Annotated in this window: 17 protein-coding genes; 15 read left to right on the top strand and 2 right to left on the bottom strand. The window is 33.7% G+C overall.

Annotated elements, in window-relative coordinates:
* From metG to VLC96_RS17275, 6 genes are all read left to right on the top strand, one after another.
* Window positions 1-382 (top strand): methionine--tRNA ligase subunit beta (gene metG / locus VLC96_RS17300; protein WP_325264934.1); only part of this gene is annotated, 382 nt, incomplete at its 5' end.
* A gap of 200 nt (window positions 383-582) precedes the next feature.
* Complete coding sequence (locus VLC96_RS17295) at window positions 583-1164, top strand: transposase (RefSeq protein ID WP_325264933.1); 582 nt, start codon at window positions 583-585, stop codon at window positions 1162-1164.
* A 159-nt stretch (window positions 1165-1323) separates the two neighbouring features.
* Window positions 1324-2211 (top strand): DMT family transporter, encoded by an 888-nt coding sequence (locus VLC96_RS17290; protein ID WP_325264932.1) that lies wholly within the window; start codon window positions 1324-1326, stop codon window positions 2209-2211.
* 48 nt (window positions 2212-2259) lie between these two features.
* Window positions 2260-2970 carry an HAD family hydrolase gene (locus tag VLC96_RS17285; RefSeq protein WP_325264930.1) on the top strand — a complete coding sequence of 237 codons (711 nt, stop codon included), beginning with the start codon at window positions 2260-2262 and terminating at the stop codon, window positions 2968-2970.
* Window positions 2971-3095: 125 nt separating this feature from the next.
* Window positions 3096-3725 carry a chloramphenicol acetyltransferase gene (locus VLC96_RS17280; protein WP_325264929.1) on the top strand — a complete coding sequence of 210 codons (630 nt, stop codon included), beginning with the start codon at window positions 3096-3098 and terminating at the stop codon, window positions 3723-3725.
* Window positions 3726-3771: 46 nt separating this feature from the next.
* Window positions 3772-5151, top strand: a complete 1380-nt coding sequence (locus VLC96_RS17275; protein ID WP_325264927.1) for a hypothetical protein — start codon at window positions 3772-3774, stop codon at window positions 5149-5151.
* Between the two features lie 112 nt (window positions 5152-5263).
* Here VLC96_RS17275 and VLC96_RS17270 read toward each other — a convergent pair whose 3' ends face one another.
* A complete protein-coding gene (locus VLC96_RS17270; RefSeq protein ID WP_325264925.1) occupies window positions 5264-5722 on the bottom strand; it encodes an SRPBCC family protein in 459 nt (152 codons plus the stop codon).
* A 318-nt stretch (window positions 5723-6040) separates the two neighbouring features.
* Between VLC96_RS17270 and VLC96_RS17265 the strand changes: the two genes are divergently transcribed.
* The 7 genes from VLC96_RS17265 to VLC96_RS17235 all read left to right on the top strand — a co-directional run bounded on the left by VLC96_RS17265 (window position 6041) and on the right by VLC96_RS17235 (window position 14437).
* Entirely contained in the window at window positions 6041-6466 is a 426-nt protein-coding gene (locus VLC96_RS17265; protein ID WP_325264924.1) for a hypothetical protein, read from the top strand.
* A complete protein-coding gene (locus VLC96_RS17260; protein WP_325264923.1) occupies window positions 6459-7019 on the top strand; it encodes an RNA polymerase sigma factor in 561 nt (186 codons plus the stop codon). Before VLC96_RS17265 ends, VLC96_RS17260 begins: the two co-directional genes overlap by 8 nt.
* A 147-nt stretch (window positions 7020-7166) precedes the next feature.
* Complete coding sequence (locus VLC96_RS17255) at window positions 7167-7751, top strand: YceI family protein (RefSeq protein ID WP_325264921.1); 585 nt, start codon at window positions 7167-7169, stop codon at window positions 7749-7751.
* Between the two features lie 82 nt (window positions 7752-7833).
* Window positions 7834-8430 (top strand): TetR/AcrR family transcriptional regulator, encoded by a 597-nt coding sequence (locus VLC96_RS17250; protein WP_325264919.1) that lies wholly within the window; start codon window positions 7834-7836, stop codon window positions 8428-8430.
* Window positions 8430-9782 (top strand): TolC family protein, encoded by a 1353-nt coding sequence (locus tag VLC96_RS17245; RefSeq protein ID WP_325264917.1) that lies wholly within the window; start codon window positions 8430-8432, stop codon window positions 9780-9782. The genes VLC96_RS17250 and VLC96_RS17245 overlap by 1 nt, the downstream gene beginning before the upstream one ends.
* A 23-nt stretch (window positions 9783-9805) precedes the next feature.
* Window positions 9806-10948 carry an efflux RND transporter periplasmic adaptor subunit gene (locus VLC96_RS17240; RefSeq protein ID WP_325264916.1) on the top strand — a complete coding sequence of 381 codons (1143 nt, stop codon included), beginning with the start codon at window positions 9806-9808 and terminating at the stop codon, window positions 10946-10948.
* Window positions 10949-10969: 21 nt separating this feature from the next.
* Window positions 10970-14437, top strand: a complete 3468-nt coding sequence (locus VLC96_RS17235) for an efflux RND transporter permease subunit (RefSeq protein WP_325264915.1) — start codon at window positions 10970-10972, stop codon at window positions 14435-14437.
* Window positions 14438-14547: 110 nt separating this feature from the next.
* Here the strand turns inward: VLC96_RS17235 and VLC96_RS17230 are convergent, their stop codons facing one another.
* The gene (locus VLC96_RS17230; RefSeq protein ID WP_325264914.1) at window positions 14548-14910 is read right to left on the bottom strand and encodes a toxin-antitoxin system YwqK family antitoxin; all 363 of its coding nucleotides are present in this window, start codon (window positions 14908-14910) and stop codon (window positions 14548-14550) included.
* 395 nt (window positions 14911-15305) lie between these two features.
* On the opposite strand from VLC96_RS17230, the gene aspS reads away from it, so the two are divergent.
* Both aspS and VLC96_RS17220 read left to right on the top strand, forming a co-directional pair.
* Entirely contained in the window at window positions 15306-17060 is a 1755-nt protein-coding gene (gene aspS, locus VLC96_RS17225; RefSeq protein WP_325264912.1) for an aspartate--tRNA ligase, read from the top strand.
* A 110-nt stretch (window positions 17061-17170) separates the two neighbouring features.
* Window positions 17171-17365: a cold-shock protein gene (locus VLC96_RS17220; protein ID WP_115814005.1), complete on the top strand. Its 195-nt coding sequence runs from the start codon at window positions 17171-17173 to the stop codon at window positions 17363-17365.
* Window positions 17366-17570 lie beyond the last annotated feature (205 nt).

Below are 17570 nucleotides of genomic sequence, written 5' to 3'. Positions count from 1 at the left end.
GGCTACCAAAACAGCAAATATCGCTGAAAACAAAGTAGCAGAACCTCAGAAAGATTTGATCCAGTTTGAAGATTTCGCCAAAATGGATATTCGTGTAGGAACAATTCTTGAAGCTGAAAAAATGCCAAAAGCCAACAAACTTTTGATTCTAAAAGTTGACACTGGAATAGATGTTCGCACAATCGTTTCTGGAATTGCAGAGAGTTTTAAACCTGAAGATATTATTGGAAAACGAGTAACTGTTCTTGTGAATCTTGCACCAAGAAACCTTCGTGGTGTTGAAAGCCAAGGAATGATTTTGATGACCAGCAATGCCGAAGGAAAATTGGTTTTCGTAAATCCAGATGCTGATGGTGTTGGGAATGGGGAAACGATAAATTAAAAGAAAATATATATTTCATTTGGTAGAGACGTTGCAGTGCAACGTTTCTACGCGTTTAATTGCATGTCATAATTTATTTATTTCAATATTAAATTTGTTTTGTATTGAAAGACATTGCGGTAGAGACGTTGCAATGCAACGTCTCTACGTGTGTTATGCAAAAAAAATATTATATTCGTTAAAATCAATAACGAAATAATATGAACGAAAAATTCCAAAACAAATACCGCATTTCCTCTACCCGATTAAAAGATTGGGATTATGGACAAAATGGTGCCTATTTCATAACAATATGCACCGGAAATCGGGAACATTTTTTTGGTGAAATCGTGACTGTCAATAGCGAAAATGAAATGCATTTGAACGGAATTGGGAAATTGGCAAATCAATTTTGGTTAGAAATCCCAAAACATTTTCAATTTGTTGAATTAGGAAATTTTGTTGTTATGCCTAACCATGTTCATGGGATTTTGGTAATTGACAAAACAAATTTTGTTCATAACAACGACGACGTAGAGACGTTGCACTGCAACGTCTCTACCACGAACGGAATAAAAAACGAACAAATGGCAAAAATTTCACCAAAATCAGGTACAATTTCAGCCATAATGCGTTCCTATAAATCTGTTGTGACCAAAAATGCACATCCTATTCACACTGATTTTTCATGGCAGGAACGTTTTCACGACCATATTATTCGCAATTCAGATTCTTTTGAAAGAATTCAAAATTATATAGCAGACAATGTTTCCAATTGGCAGGAGGATAAATTTTATAATTAGACTAAAGTCCAATTAAGATTTATGCTAGTATTTTTCCTCCCAGATTAAATTAGATTTTAACAGATTCTACTTTAACCTGAAAAAAAATTGTTCTAATTTGTGATCCAAACACAATAAACAGGCAAAGTAACTTTGGCTCTATTAAATAATTTCTAATAAATGAAACTCACCAAACCACGATTAGCATTAATCACAGGAATTCTGTGCATTTCCATATTTCCTATCTTGATTAAATTGCGTTTGACTGGAGGATTAATTTCTGCTTTTTATAGAATGACTATTGCTGTAACTTTTCTGTTGCCGTATGTACTTTTGACCAAAAAATTCAAATTGCCTAAAACCAAAAATATTCTTTTGGCAGCCCTTTGTGGTGTTTTATTTTCTTCTGATGTTGCCGTTTGGAATATTGCCATTCAGGATTCAAGTGCTACTCAAGCTTCGTTATTAACCAATTTATCACCACTTTGGGTTGGTATTGGTGCGTTTTTATTTTTAAAATCAAAACCCAAAACCAATTTTTGGATCGGAACTGTTGTATCATTATTTGGAATGGTAATTTTAGTTGGATTCGAATTTTTCATGGAAATGAATTTTAATCGCGCATTTCTGTTCGCCGTTTTTTCGGGAGTTTTGTATTCAATTTATCTTTTAGTGAGCAAAAATGTACTTTCAGACGTTGACATTTTATCGTTTATGACAATTAGCTTACTGGCTTCTAGTGTCTATTTAGGCATTGTTTGTTTTTCTCTAAATGAATCTTTTACGGGATTTTCGAATACAGCTTGGTTTGTTTTGGTATTGCAAGCCGTAATTTGTCAATTGTGCGCTTGGCTTTCGATAAGTTACGCAACACAACACATCCGAATTACGAGAATTTCACTGAGCTTATTAAGTCAAGCTATAATTACTGCTATTTTGGCTTGGCTTTTTTTAGAAGAAAAAATAACTTTACAAATGATTCTTGGCGGAATTATTTTACTTTTCGGAATTAGGATTACGTTTTATAATAAGACGATTTCACTCACAAAGTATTTTTTAAACAAATAAAGATTTTCGGATTTCTAAAGAAAATTTTGGAACAAAAAACATCACATTATGTTATCTAAAGACAAAGTTACAAACCTAAAAGTAATTGCCTTCGACGCCGATGATACCCTTTGGATCAACGAAACCTACTTTGATGAAACCGAGAAAAAATTTATTGGTTTGATGGAAGATTATTTATCGCATCAGGGAATTTCGAAAGAGCTGTTCAAAATTGAAATTGATAATCTCAAATTGTATGGTTATGGCATCAAAGGATATATTCTTTCGATGATTGAAGCAGCAATGAAAATTTCGAACAACACCATTCCGATTGAAATCATTGAGAAAATCATTCAATATGGAAAAGAATTATTGGAGAAACCAGTTATTTTATTAGATGGTGTCGAAGAAACTCTCGAAGCTTTATACGGTAAATACAAATTGGTCGTTGCCACAAAAGGTGATTTACTGGATCAGCGTAGAAAATTACATAATTCGGGTTTGGGACATTATTTTCATCATATTGAAGTAATGTCAGATAAGCAAATCGTAGACTATTCAGATTTGATTAAGCGATTAGAGGTTAAGCCTGACGAGTTTTTCATGATTGGTAATTCGTTAAAATCGGATGTTTTACCAGTTTTAGAAATTGGCGGATATGCCGTACATATTCCATTTCATACGACTTGGGCACATGAAAAAATTGATCATAAAGTAGAGCACAAAAACTTTCAGGCATTCGAAAAAATAACAGAAGTGCTTCCTTTACTGAAGTTATAAATCCATCTTAAAAAGATATTGCGCCTAGTTAAAATGCATTTTATTTAGTATTTTAGCTAGGTATTTTTAATACAAGCAACTTCCGGTTTGCCTACCTAAAATTGGATCCCTCAAATACCATAAAAATGAAAACGCTTTTAGACTTGGACAATTGGAATAGAAAAGAACATTTTCTTTTCTTTAAACAAATGCAGGAACCTTTTTTTGGAGTAACTGTAAACATCGATTGTACCAAAGCATATGCGGCTTCCAAAACCTTGAAAACTTCTTTCTTTATTTATTATTTACACAAAACATTAGTAGCCGTAAATGCTTTTGAAACGTTCAAGTATCGCATTGAAAACACGCATATTTACATATACAACAGGATTGATGGGTCGGCTACTGTAAGTCGTGTCGATGGCACTTTTGGATTTTCTTTGATGCAATATCATTCTGATTATTCGATTTTTGAACAAACAGCAATGACCGAAATTGAACGTATTCAAAATACCTCTGGCCTATTTACGAGAGAATTTAAGGAAGATAATCTCATTCATTTTTCGGCAATTCCGTGGCTCAATTTTACTTCGCTTTCACATGCACGAAGTATGACATATCCAGACAGTTGCCCTAAAATTTCTTTCGGAAAAATGATTTTATCCGATGATGGAAAGCGAATTATGCCTATGTCCATCCACGTACATCACGGATTGATGGATGCCATGCACGTGGGGCAATTTGTGGACTATTTTCAAGAAATAATGAACCAATAAACACACTATATTTTGAGTTTAACCCTTTAAGTTATCACGCAACAATATGAAAAAAATAATCGTTTTTTTGATTCTAATTCAAAGTTCCCAGCTTTTTAGCCAGACTGTTTTGGCTACTTTTCCATTGGAACTAAAAAAATCCAAAGAGTACAGACAAATATTTAATGCGGAGAATGCAGTTACTCACGATGTTTATGCTTTTGCAACGGACAAAGAAAATCTAACCATTATAAAATACAACAGTGCTTTATTCATGACCAGTCAATATTCTTTGACAAGGCCTGACACTAGTTACAAACAAATTGTCGGCTATAGTTTTAACAGTGAAGGAAATCCAACGCTGTATTGGTCGAATCCAGATTTAAAGAAAATAATGACGGTACAATATGATTTGAACTCCAAGACTAACACGGAGGTGCCGTATGAGTTGCAATTTTTTAATCAGACGCTAATCACCTCTTTTCAGGATAATAATACTTTCTATATTCTTGCACAAAAGCATTTTGAACAAAAATTGGAATTATACATTTTTAAAGATGGTAAAAAAGAGGAAAAAACATTAGACTTTGGTTCTTTTAAATTTAAAAATAGCAAAAATCAAGAAATTGAATTCAGCAAAATCCTCGAAGTGTTACCGATTGAAAAGATAGAAACCAATCAGTTCAATCCATTATTCAAAGGCACAGAAAGATCAAAACTATATGTTCTAAAAAACAAATTATTACTGACTTTCGATCATAATGATAATGAAACTCAGGCATTCGAAATTGATCTGGCAACGGGCAATATTCTGGAGAAAACTTTCCCAAAAACATCAACTAAAAATTATGTTAGCCTTTCTAATTCCTATTATCACGAGAATAAACTATACCAACTAAAAGTCAATGCCGAAGAATTGTTGTTTGAAATAAGAGATTATAAAACTACAGATACCATCAAAAGCATTAAAGTTTTGGAAAGCCAAAAAATACCTTTTAAAACTTCGCCGATGTGGTTGCAATTGGAAGGACAAAAACCAAGAGAATTCAAAAACACAGCCAAATTTTTACATCAATTGGTGTTTTTAGACGTTGGAATGACGGTTTACAAAACACCTAAATCCATTTTAATTACAATAGGAGGAACTGGCGATATTCAATTTACCGATGTTGTCAATTCACTGGACGGAAGTCAGTATAATAGCGAATTAATGTATCGCACTATTCCAACAACTGCTTATTTTGAAAGTGTATTTGATAAAAAATTAGACCATACAAAACAAGATGCAGAACCTTTGGCTTTCGACTTTATTTCTGGTTTTTTACAACAGCACACCGAAGCCACTATCCCGCATATTATTCGCTACAAAAACTATTACATTATGGGGTATTATGACAGCAAATCCAAACAATATACCATGCGTAAATTTATTGATGGATTTGAATGATAATTTTAAACTTAAAAAAGAGTGTGCTTTTTTTGACCTTTTCTATTTCGTAATCTTTATATGCTTACTTGGGATTTGAAAACAGACTGACAACATAAGATATCTTCAAAGGTTATTTTTCACAAATCTCTTTAAGCTTATCGAGTGCTTTGGGGTAGGTTTCGTTCATATAATCTACAAAATCCTCAGTACTGTCTAAGTCAACTGTAACCGTTGTTGTCCCGTTGTTTTCTTCGAAAGTATAATTTTCAAATCCGTTTGTCCATTTTTCTACTTCCGGTCCTTCTGTAATTTCCTTACCTTCTTTTAAAAGCCCATAATGTTGGACCGAAACAAATTTGTTGGGAGTGTTTTCAATTATCTTAGAAACCATACCTCCCTTTTCTCCTTTCTCGTCTACTCCAATAAATAGAATTTTATTTCCCTTGTCCCAACTTCCCTCATAAGTCGATGTCGGGTTAAACAATGAAGTCCATTGCTCGTAAGTCGACTTATTGCTGATGCCAAGCATAAAATCATAAATCTTGACCACAGGTGCATTGATGTTTATTGTGAATTGCAGCTTTTTCATGATATTAAATTTGTTTAAATTAATCTTTTGAGTTGTTATCTTCCTTCATAATTAGCAGTCTTTTAACTTTGACTATATTTCGTGTAGGTTGGAAAATTCAATTCAATCTGCCGAAATTTGGGTAAAATGGCGGAAAAAAAGCTTTTTTGCGACGTCTATCAAAAATAATAAATAATTACTAAAAAACTGTGTAACAAGCAAATAGAAATTATTTTGTCTGATTTTATTTAGCTAGGTAAAAAAAAATTAAAAAAAATGCCATTCCCGTACAATATTAATCCATTTCATTTGTCTACATAAATAGAGGCTCTCTTAAAAATGAATTTAAAAACAAATAAAAAATTATATCAAATGAAAAATAAAGGTTTTAAAATAGCAGGAATAGTTGTTCTTGTCATTGCGGCAGCTACAGCATTTAGTTTTGCTGTAATGTTACTTTGGAATGCACTTATTCCAAATATATTCGGATTGGGAACTATCACTTTTTGGCAGGCATTGGGATTATTAGTGCTTTCACGTATTCTGTTCGGTGGTCACGGACATGGCGGTCCTGGATTTGGTGGTTTCCGTCATAAAAATGCTATGCGTGAAAAATGGATGAGCATGACTCCAGAACAGCAAAAAGAATTCATAAATAAGCGCAAGGAACACATGTGCGGAGGAAGATTTGGCCGTAGACCTTTCTTCGGTGACCGCCATTTTGATTTTGAAACAACTGATTCCGAAAAAAAAGATAATGAGTAATATCCAACAGCAAGATGTCGGAACGCTGGTAACAGCCTATAAACCTCGTTTGAAAGCGTTCATTAATAAACGCGTTTCAAACAAGGAAGACGCGGAAGACATTTTGCAGGATGTTTTTTATCAACTGGCAAAAGTAGATACTGCGATGAATCCGATAGAGCAAGTGGCTGCATGGCTGTATCGGGTGGCTCGCAATATGATAATTAATAAACAAACTAAAAAGCGTGAAGAAGAATTACCATCTTATCAAAACGACGATGACGATGTTATGAAGGATATTTCGGAAATGTTGTTTAGCAATCAAACTTCACCTTCTCCCGAAACCGAATATTTGCGTTCGCTAATGTGGATTGAACTGGAAGAAGCGCTATCAGAATTACCTCTGGAACAAAGAGAAGTTTTCGAAAAAAATGAATTAGAAGGTTTGTCGTTCAAAGAAATCTCCGAAGAAACTGGCGTGTCTGTCAACACTCTACTTTCGCGAAAGCGCTATGCAGTTTTGCATTTACGAGATAGATTATCCGACTTGTATGAAGAACTCATTTATTCCTGATTTATACTATTAAAAAATTAGCAACGGATCAAATTTTATACACTCCGCAAAACCATGGCTCATATTTTATAATAAATCTATAATTCATTAGTCACAACCCATAATAATAGCTAATTACTTAATTTTTAATACAATACATAAAAAACAATGGAAACTTATTTTGTTTTTAAAGTTTCCGTAGCTATATTTGCTTTACAAAATTATTACAAAAAAACTGAAAACATGGAAAATGAATGGAAAATTGATTCAAACGAATCAGATGTACTGATTAAGACAAGACATTCTTTGATTGACTACATGTCTGGGTCTAAAAATAATTTTAAGGGACATGTCGCCATACAAAACAACGAAGTGGAAGATGCCGCTATCGAATTTTCATTAAAGGCAAACGACAAGAACCAAAACTCGGATCTAAAATTAATTGACTTTTTTGGATATGATGAAACTCCGGTTATTCAATTCAAATCAACTTCTTTTCAAAAAATAAATAAAAATATCAATTTTTTGAAAGGCCATTTGACAATTAAAAACATCACAAAAGTAGTGGAATTTGATACCGAATTCATTGGATACAACAATTACAGTGGAGTTCAAAAAGCCTCTTTTGAAATTACAGGAAACATCAACCGCAAGGATTTTGACCTTAATCACAATACTTACTCGAACACTAGAGGTTATGCCGTTGGCTCAGATATAAAACTTATAGCCAATTTAGAATTTGTGCATCAATAAAATCGATTAATATCATAAACCTAAAAATATTTCTTTTATAAATTCATACTAACTAACTAACCGCCAACAACCTACCTCCAAAATGAAAGACAAAATTATATCCAAAGCAAGTGATTTATTTTTAAAACTTGGTTTTAAAAGTGTCACTATGGATGATATCGCCGGAGAAATGTGCATTTCCAAAAAAACGATTTACAAATATTTCTGCAATAAAGAGGTTTTGATTGAAGAAAGTACCGAAATGGTTCATAACGCAGTTCATGAAGTGATTAATACCATTGTTGCCAAAAACTATAATGCAATTGAGGAGAATTTTGAAATCCGCAAAAGTTTTAAAGAGATGTTTCAATCATCAGAAACTTCTCCATTATACCAATTAAAAAAACATTATCCTGAAATATATCAGAAAGTGATGTCGCGAGAAATTGAGGAATGTAATACGTTGTTCAGACAAAATATAGAAAAAGGCATTGAACAAGAATTATATCGCAATGATCTCGATATCGCTGCTTATGTAAAATTTTACTATTCATTAATTTTTAGCATTAAAGGAAATACAATATCCGAAAGAGATTCGGTAAAACTGGAATTACAAGCATTAGAATATCATACCAGAGCAATGGCTACTCCAAAAGGAATAATCGAACTCGAAAAACAACTACTTAAAACCAATATATAATGAAGAAACTAGTAATACTAAGCTTTTCACTTTTTTTCTGGTGCGGCTATGCGCAAGATTCGAATAGTAGTGAACAAAAGAAGCGTTATTCATTCACGCTTCAAGAAGCTATAAACCACGCATTAGAAAACAATTACACGGCAATTAATTCTGGCCGTGATATCGAAGCAGCCAAAGAAAAGAAATGGGAAACTACAGCAATGGGACTTCCACAAATAAATGCTGGAGCAGATTTTACAAACAATTTCGTTTTACAAAAATCTGTCGTTCCAGCAGAATTTTTTGGAGGAAAACCAGGTGAATATGCCGAAGTTGCCTTTGGAACCAAATACAATATGGTAGCAAGATCTACTATTAGCCAGCTTATTTTTGACGGTTCTTATATTGTAGCACTTCAAGCTTCAAAAACCTATTTGAAATATTACGAAAATGCCAAACAAAGAACTGATATTGACATCAAAGAGTTGGTTATAAATTCTTATGGCAGCGTATTGTTGGCTCAAGAAAACATTGCTATTTTAGAAAAAAACATTGCATCACTACAAAAAACTTTAAACGATACCAGAGCCACTTATAAAAATGGTTTAATTGAAGAAGAAAGCGTAGAACAGCTGGAAATCACTTTAGGATCTTTACAAAGCACTTTAAATTACAACACTCGTTTACTGGATATAGCTTATAAAATGCTCAAAATTAATTTGGGTATTGACCTTAATGACGAAATTACGTTAACCGATAAATTGGATAATCTGACCATTCAAAATATGGATCTCGCCATTTCGAAAACAGAATTTGACGTTAACAACAACATCTCTTATAAAATAGCAACCAATTTTGAAGAGCAAAGAACTCTTGAATACAAACTGGAAAGAAGCAAAGCATTACCAACCTTATCTGCCAATTTCAATTTTGGTTATACGGCTTTTAAAGATCAATTCGATTTTTTTAGCAAAAATCAAAACTGGTTTAATTATTCAAATCTCGGACTTAGTTTGAACATCCCGATCTTCAGCAGTTTAGCAAGAAGTTCGAGAACGCAGCAAGCCAAAATTGCTTTAGACCAAGCCAAAACTCAACTGACAGAAACGGAGCAAAAATTAAAATTAGAATATGCTACCGCAAAAACCGAATACGAATACAGCATCGCCGATTATGAAACTGCAAAAAGCAATTTGAATTTGGCAGAAAGAATCGAAAGAAAACAACAAATCAAGTTCACAGAAGGGCTTTCGACCAGTTTTGACTTTAATGATGCGCAACGTCAGTTATATACCGCTCAGCAAAAATACCTCCAAACGATGGTCAACATTATTAATAAAAAAGCAAGTTTAGAAAAAATAACAACTAACTAATGACTCCCACAAAATATAAAGCCATGAAAAAAATATTTATACTAACCACACTTTCAATCGTATTGATCGCCTGTAATTCATCAGATAAAAACAAATCGGTGGATTCTATTATAGCATCAAAAGATGTTAAAGCGATTACAGCCAAAAAAGCCGAATTACAATCTCAGCTTACACAAATTGACGAAGCACTATCAAAATTAGATGTTGACAAAGAAGTCGTTGCCTTAGTATCGGCAGTCAAATTGAATGACACCATTTTCAATCATTATCTTGAAATTCAAGGAAGCATTAATACGAATGAAAATGTATTGATCCAACCAGAATTCCCAGGAAACTTAGTCGCACTTAATGTAAAAGCAGGACAAAAAGTAACCAAAGGTCAAGTTCTGGGTCGAACTGATGATGGCGGAATGAGTCAACAATTAGCTAGTGCCGAAAATCAATACGAATTAGCCAAAACTACTTTTGAGCGTCAAAAAAACTTATGGAACCAAAAAATTGGTTCTGAAATCCAATATCTTCAAGCACAAAGCCAAATGATTTCTGCTCAAAAAAGTGTAGCACAAATCAAAGCTCAAATTGCAAAAACAGTAATCAGAGCTCCATTTTCAGGGACAATTGATGAAGTTTATGTAGAAAAAGGAGAAGTAGTTTCACCAAGTCCAAAAGGTATGATGCGAATTGTAAATTTAGGAAACATGTATGTCTCTACTTCTATCCCGGAAACATACATCGGAAAACTAAAAATTGGTACCGAAGTAGATGTGTATTTAAATTCATTAAACAAAACATATAAAGGAAAAGTACGTCAAATTGGAAATTTCATCAATCCAAACAACAGAAGTTTCGGAATTGAAGTAAGTGTTCCAAACCCTGATAATTTGCTCCGCCCGAATCAGGTAGCCAGCCTAAAAGTGATTGATTATGTAAACAAAAACGCAATAGTTGTTCCTTCCAATGTAATTCAACAGGATGCTCAGAAAAATAATTTTGTTTACACAGTTACCAATGTGAAAGGGAAAACCGGTATAGCTAAAAAAGTTATCGTAAAAACGGGCCAATCTTCTGATAATGTCACAGAGATTTTAAGTGGTTTAGATGCTGATGCAATAATTGTAACCGAAGGGGCCAACACTATTTCGGATGGAATGAAATTGAATTTCTAAAACAGTTTTAAACAAAAAAATATGAGTCACGAAAATAAAGAATTCGGAATATCAAGTTGGGCTGTCGAAAATCGCGTTACAGTATATATCTTGACTTTTTTAATTGTAATTACAGGTATCACGGCCTATATTACAATGCCTCGAGAAGATTTTCCAGAAATTATAGAAAACAAAATTTACATTTCATCAGTGTTTCCGGGAAACTCAGCTGAAGATGTCGAAAAATTAATCGTCAAACCTCTGGAAAAAGAAATCAAGAACATAAGCGGAGTCGACAAAATCACCTCAAGTTCATTTCAAGATTACGGAATGATCATCGTCGAATTTGAAGATAACGTTACTATTGATCAGGCAAAAGCCAAAGTTAAAGACAAAGTCGATATTGTAAAAGCAGATACTGACTGGCCAAATCTTGATAACGGAAGTAAAGTAGAACCTAGTGTTTTCGAATTGAATATTTCGGAAGAAGTGCCAATTTTGAATATTAATTTACAAGGAAATTATACTACTCAACAACTTAAAAAATATGGAGAATTACTTCAAGACGATATCGAAGAAATCCCTGAAGTCAAAAAAGTAGATATCCTTGGAGTTGATGACAAAGAAGTAGAAATTGCTGTTGATATTTTCAAAATGACAGCTGCACAAGTATCTTTTGATGATATTCAAAATGCTGTTAGAAATGAAAACATGACGCTTTCTGGCGGAAACTTAATTTCAGAAGGTTCAAGAAATAACATCCGAATTGTGGGTGAAATCAAAGATCCGCAAGAATTGGAAGACATCATTGTAAAACACAATGACGGAACAGTTTATCTAAAAGATATTGCTGTTGTTAAGTTTAAAGAAAAAGAAAAAACAACCTACGCCCGTGAAAAAGGAAACGAAGTTGTCATGTTAAGCGTAAAAAAACGTTCCAACCAAAACATGATTTCGGCCATTGAACAGGTAAAAGAAAGAATCGAAAAAGCAAAAGCATCATACTTGCCATCGAATTTAAAAATCGAATTAACAAATGACCAATCTTCCCGTGTAGAACACCAAGTAGATGAATTGTCAAATCATATCATCTTTGGAATTGTGCTGGTAATGATCGTTTTAATGTTCACAATGGGATTGCGAAACTCGCTATTCGTTGGGGCTGCGATTCCATTATCAATGCTAATGGCGTTTAGTATTCTATCAGCATTTGGATTGACTTTAAATACTATGGTTCTTTTTGGGTTAGTCATGGGATTGGGAATGCTTGTGGATGACGGAATTGTGGTTGTTGACAACGTTTTTGCAAATATGAAAAAAGGAATGGATCGATACCACGCATCCAAAATAGGAATCGGTGAAATCGCATGGCCGGTTATTTCCTCAACAGCAACAACACTGATGGCATTTTTACCTTTCGCTTTATGGCCAGGAACCATGGGTAAATTCATGAAATATTTCCCTATGACATTGACTGTAACACTTTCCGCTTCCTTGTTTGTGGCAATGGTTGTCAATGCAGCAATGACAGGAGGTTCAATGGATATTGAAGACAGAAATGTTTCTAAAAAATCAGCAAAATTATATTCAATAATTTTTACAATTATTGCCGTTATTTTTGTGTTAATTGGAAATATATATGATTCAAAATTAGCCAGAGCCATTGGTCATTTGGCAATTATTTCCCTTGCATTAATGTGGTTGTATAAAGTAAAGCTGTACCAATGGACACAAGATTTCCAACACAGTTTTTTTCCAAGAATGGAAGATAAATACAAAAATTTTCTAGCCAAAATCCTTACTGAAAGAAAAGCTTGGTATGCGTTGGCAGGAATTATTGGAATGTTAGTTTTCTCCTTCATTCTGTTGGGAATATTTCCTAGAAAAGTATTGTTCTTTCCAGATAATATCCCAAATCAGGTTATTGCTTACATCGAATATCCACAAGGAACGGACATTTCAAAAACAAACAAAGCTACCCTATTTGTCGAAAAACAGATCATTTCTATAATGAGCAAATATATTGACAAAAAAACTGATAAAAACTACTTAGCAGAGTCGATTGTTTCGCAAGTTGGTGTGGGCGCAGGAAATCCAAATGTGGATGCAGGTTCAGCTTCGGAAACTCCTTTTAAAGGAAAAGTAACAGTTAATTTCTCCGAATTCAAATTTAGAAGAGGCATCAATACTTCCGATATCTTAGAAGAAATCAGAAGCAAAGTAAAAGGAATAGCCGGAGCAAAAGTTACTGTCGAAAAAGACTATAACGGACCACCTGCAGGTTATCCGATCAGTATTGAATTGACCGGAACTGATTATGATGAAATGCTGAAGGCAGCAGACAAAATGATTGCTTTTATTAATACCAAAAACATACCCGGTATCGAAAAATTAAACATCGATGTCAATAAAGAAAGCCCTGAACTTGAAGTAAAAGTCGACAGAGTAAATGCAGGAAGCTTAGGGGTTTCAACAGGACAATTAGGTTTTAATTTGCGTCGTTCAGTTTATGGACAGGAGATTTCGACTTATAAAGAAGACGATGACGATTACAACATTACCATGCGTATGCAGGGTGACCAACGCAAAAACGAAAACATTTTGTTCAATCAGTCATTAACTTTCCGAAATCCGGCTAATGGACAAATGATGCAAGTACCGATTTCTGCGGTTTCAGAAACAGAGAAAACAACCACATACAACCAAATTAAAAGAAAAAACCAAAAACGTATCATGACGGTGTATTCCAACGTCCTGACAGGTTACAACGGTGATGAAATTACAAAACAAATTCAAGCTGATTTAAAAGGCTATGAATTACCAAAAGGTATTACTTATTCTTTTTCAGGAATACAAGAAGAGCAAGGCAAAAACCAAAGTTTTCTTTTCTATGCACTGTTTCTAGCAATGGCAGGGATTACCATTATTATCGTGTTACAATTTAATTCGGTTTCAAAAACAATGGTTATCCTTTTCACGGTATTATTAAGTTTTAGTGGTGTATTCTATGGGTACGTCATTGCCAATATGGATTTTGTGATTCTGATGACCATGATGGGAATCATTTCACTGGCGGGAATCGTTGTGAAGAACGGAATCGTATTGATGGACTTCTTTGTTTTATTATTGGATAGAAAAGTAGCCGACAAACAAGTACAAAGCCATGATGATTTAACCATAGAAGAAATCAAAGAAGCAATTATCGACTCTGGTAAATCAAGATTACGTCCGGTATTGTTAACAGCGACAACTGCTGTATTGGGATTAATTCCGTTGGCGATTGGTTTAAATTTTAATTTCTTCTCCTTAATAACTGATTTGAATCCGCACATATTTATGGGTGGAGACAACGTTATTTTCTGGGGACCATTGGCCTGGACCATCATCTTCGGATTGACGTATGCCACGGTCTTGACCTTAATTATGGTGCCAGTAATGTTTTATTTGGTAAAAAGAACAAAATATTATTGGAGAGATCGCCGAAATAAAAAAGTAATAGCAGAGGTTTAAAGCAAAATCTTCCAAAAAAAAACACTCCATTCGCAGATATTGAATGGAGTGTTTTTTTTTTGATTAGTACCTCAAAAGTTTTAAAGCTTTTATTAGGTCAAAAGTAAAACTTATTCATTCGAATTTACTAAAGCATCTTGTCTCCAGTTTTTAACTTTTTCTATTTTATTATTTGAAAAGTCTACTTCGCTCAGGCTATTTTTTCCGGCATTTTCTGTCCAAAAAAACCATTTTCCAGTTTTTACACCAGCAGCATATTCTCCAGAAGCAATTTTATCTCCGTTTTCATTATACGAAACCCAAATACCATCCAGTTTTCCATCTACAAAATATCCTTCTTGTTGCACCTGTCCATTTTCATAAAAATAGGTTGCTTTTAATTTTTTCCCAAAAGGCTCCAAAACAGGTTTTGCATCTTGCGCAAAAACAGCACCTGAAAATAGTATCGCTACTAAAACCACAAACTTTTTCATATCGCTAATTTTTAATTGTTTATATCTTGTTATATCAAAATTATAAACAAAATTTACATTAAAAAAACTTTTACTTAACAATTTCGTAACATAGACAAAAGCTTAACATTGGAATTGTAAAACATAGAAATTTCTTTCCAAAAAACACTTTTAAAGCGACTTCCCAACAAAATTTTTAATTTTTATATAAAATTAAAATCTCAAAATATAAAAAAAACAGTTTATCAACCTAATATTGATAATTAGTCCTAAATTTGCATTCGCAAAAAAAAAGGCAAAAAACTAAAATTTATACCATGTACAGAAGTCATAATTGTGGCATTTGAAATTAAAAGGAGGAAGCCCAGTGGGCTTCAGGTATAATAATCTAAATAAAAATTGTAAATAAAAATATAATGTACAGAAGTCATTCATGCGGAGAGCTAAACGCCTCACATATCAATACCGAAGTTACACTTGCCGGTTGGGTTCAAAAATCTAGAGATAAAGGTTTTATGAATTGGATCGATTTACGAGATCGTTACGGAATTACACAATTGATTTTTGACGAAAGCCGTTCTATAAAGGAAGTTTTTGAAGCTGCCAAAACGCTTGGAAGAGAATATGTAATTCAAGTGAAAGGAACTGTTATTGAGCGTGAAGCCAAAAACAAAAATATCCCTACTGGTGAAATTGAAGTTTTGGTTTCTGAACTAAACATTTTGAACGGTTCATTGACTCCTCCATTTACTATTGAAGACGAAACAGACGGTGGTGAAGACATCCGTATGAAATACCGTTATCTTGATATTAGAAGAAATCCTGTAAAAAACAGTTTGCTTTTCCGTCACAAAGTGGCTATGGAAGTTCGTAAATACCTTTCGGATTTAGATTTCTGCGAAGTAGAAACGCCTTACCTAATCAAATCTACTCCAGAAGGAGCTAGAGATTTTGTTGTTCCTTCAAGAATGAACGAAGGACAATTTTATGCACTACCACAATCTCCACAAACTTTCAAACAATTGTTGATGGTAGGTGGAATGGATAAATACTTTCAAATTGTAAAATGCTTTCGTGACGAAGATTTGCGCGCAGACAGACAACCTGAGTTTACACAAATCGATTGCGAAATGGCTTTTGTTGAGCAGGAAGATATTTTGAATGTTTTTGAAGGATTGACTCGTCATTTGCTAAAAGAATTAAAAGGCATTGAAGTAGATAAATTCCCAAGAATCACCTACGATTACGCGATGAAAACTTACGGAAATGACAAACCGGACATTCGTTTCGGAATGGAATTTGGTGAATTAAACGAATTTGCACAACACAAAGAATTCCCTGTTTTCAATTCAGCTGAGTTAGTGGTAGGAATTTCTGTTCCAGGAGCTGGAAATTATACCCGTAAAGAAATTGATGCATTAATTGACTGGGTAAAACGACCTCAAGTGGGCGCTAGCGGAATGGTTTATGTAAAATGCAACGATGACGGAACTTACAAATCATCAGTAGATAAATTCTACGATCAAGAAGATTTAAATAATTGGGCAACAGCTACTGGAGCCAAAGCTGGAGATATGATTTTTGTACTTTCAGGACCTGCAAATAAAACCAGAACACAACTTTCTGCATTAAGAATGGAATTAGCTACACGTTTGGGTTTAAGAAATCCAGCTGAATTTGCTCCACTTTGGGTAGTTGACTTTCCTTTATTAGAATTAGATGAAGAAAGTGGTCGTTATCATGCAATGCATCATCCATTTACTTCACCAAAACCAGAAGACATGAGTTTATTAGAAACTGATCCTGGAAAAGTACGTGCCAATGCGTATGATATGGTATTGAATGGAAATGAAATTGGTGGAGGATCAATTCGTATTCATGACAAAGCCACACAACAGTTAATGTTTAAATATTTAGGCTTTACAGAAGATGAAGCCAAAGCACAATTTGGTTTCTTAATGGATGCTTTCCAATACGGAGCACCACCTCACGGAGGATTAGCTTTCGGTCTTGATCGTTTAGTAGCGATTTTAGGAGGACAAGAAACAATCCGCGATTTTATTGCGTTCCCAAAAAACAATTCTGGAAGAGATGTCATGATTGACGCTCCATCCATAATTGACGATTCACAATTAAATGAATTACATATTAGATTAAATTCAAACAATTAGGTAAAAACACTTGAATATCAATAATTTTAGAAAAAAATTAATGTCATAATGATTTTCGTATTATATTAAAGATTACATTTGCCTCATTATAAATTATTATTACTATTACAATGCGTACAGGTACAGTTAAATTTTTCAATGAGTCTAAAGGTTATGGATTCATTACAGACGAAGAAACAGGAAAAGACATTTTTGTTCATGCTTCAGGAATCAGCGCGGAAGAATTACGTGAGGGTGACAGAGTTAGCTATGAAGAAGAAGAAGGAAGAAAAGGTAAAGTTGCTGCTAAAGTAGCTGTACTTTAAATACCAGAATATTTTACTGTTTATTTGTAAAAAAAGCGTCTAAAAAACGTCCCAATTATTTTGGGACGTTTTTTTTTGCATTGTACCCAAAAAACTTCTTGCCTAATTTTATCACCCAATCAGTATTAGGCTTTTTTTCACACAGATTTTCGTAGGTTTTTAATAACTAAAAAAAACATTTGTACCAATTGGTATGATTCATTTC

Source organism: Flavobacterium sp. (assembly GCF_035456085.1).
In the GTDB taxonomy this organism is placed as follows: domain Bacteria; phylum Bacteroidota; class Bacteroidia; order Flavobacteriales; family Flavobacteriaceae; genus Flavobacterium.
Note: the sequence above shows the minus strand (reverse complement) of the source record. Positions and strands in the feature narration are given on the sequence as shown.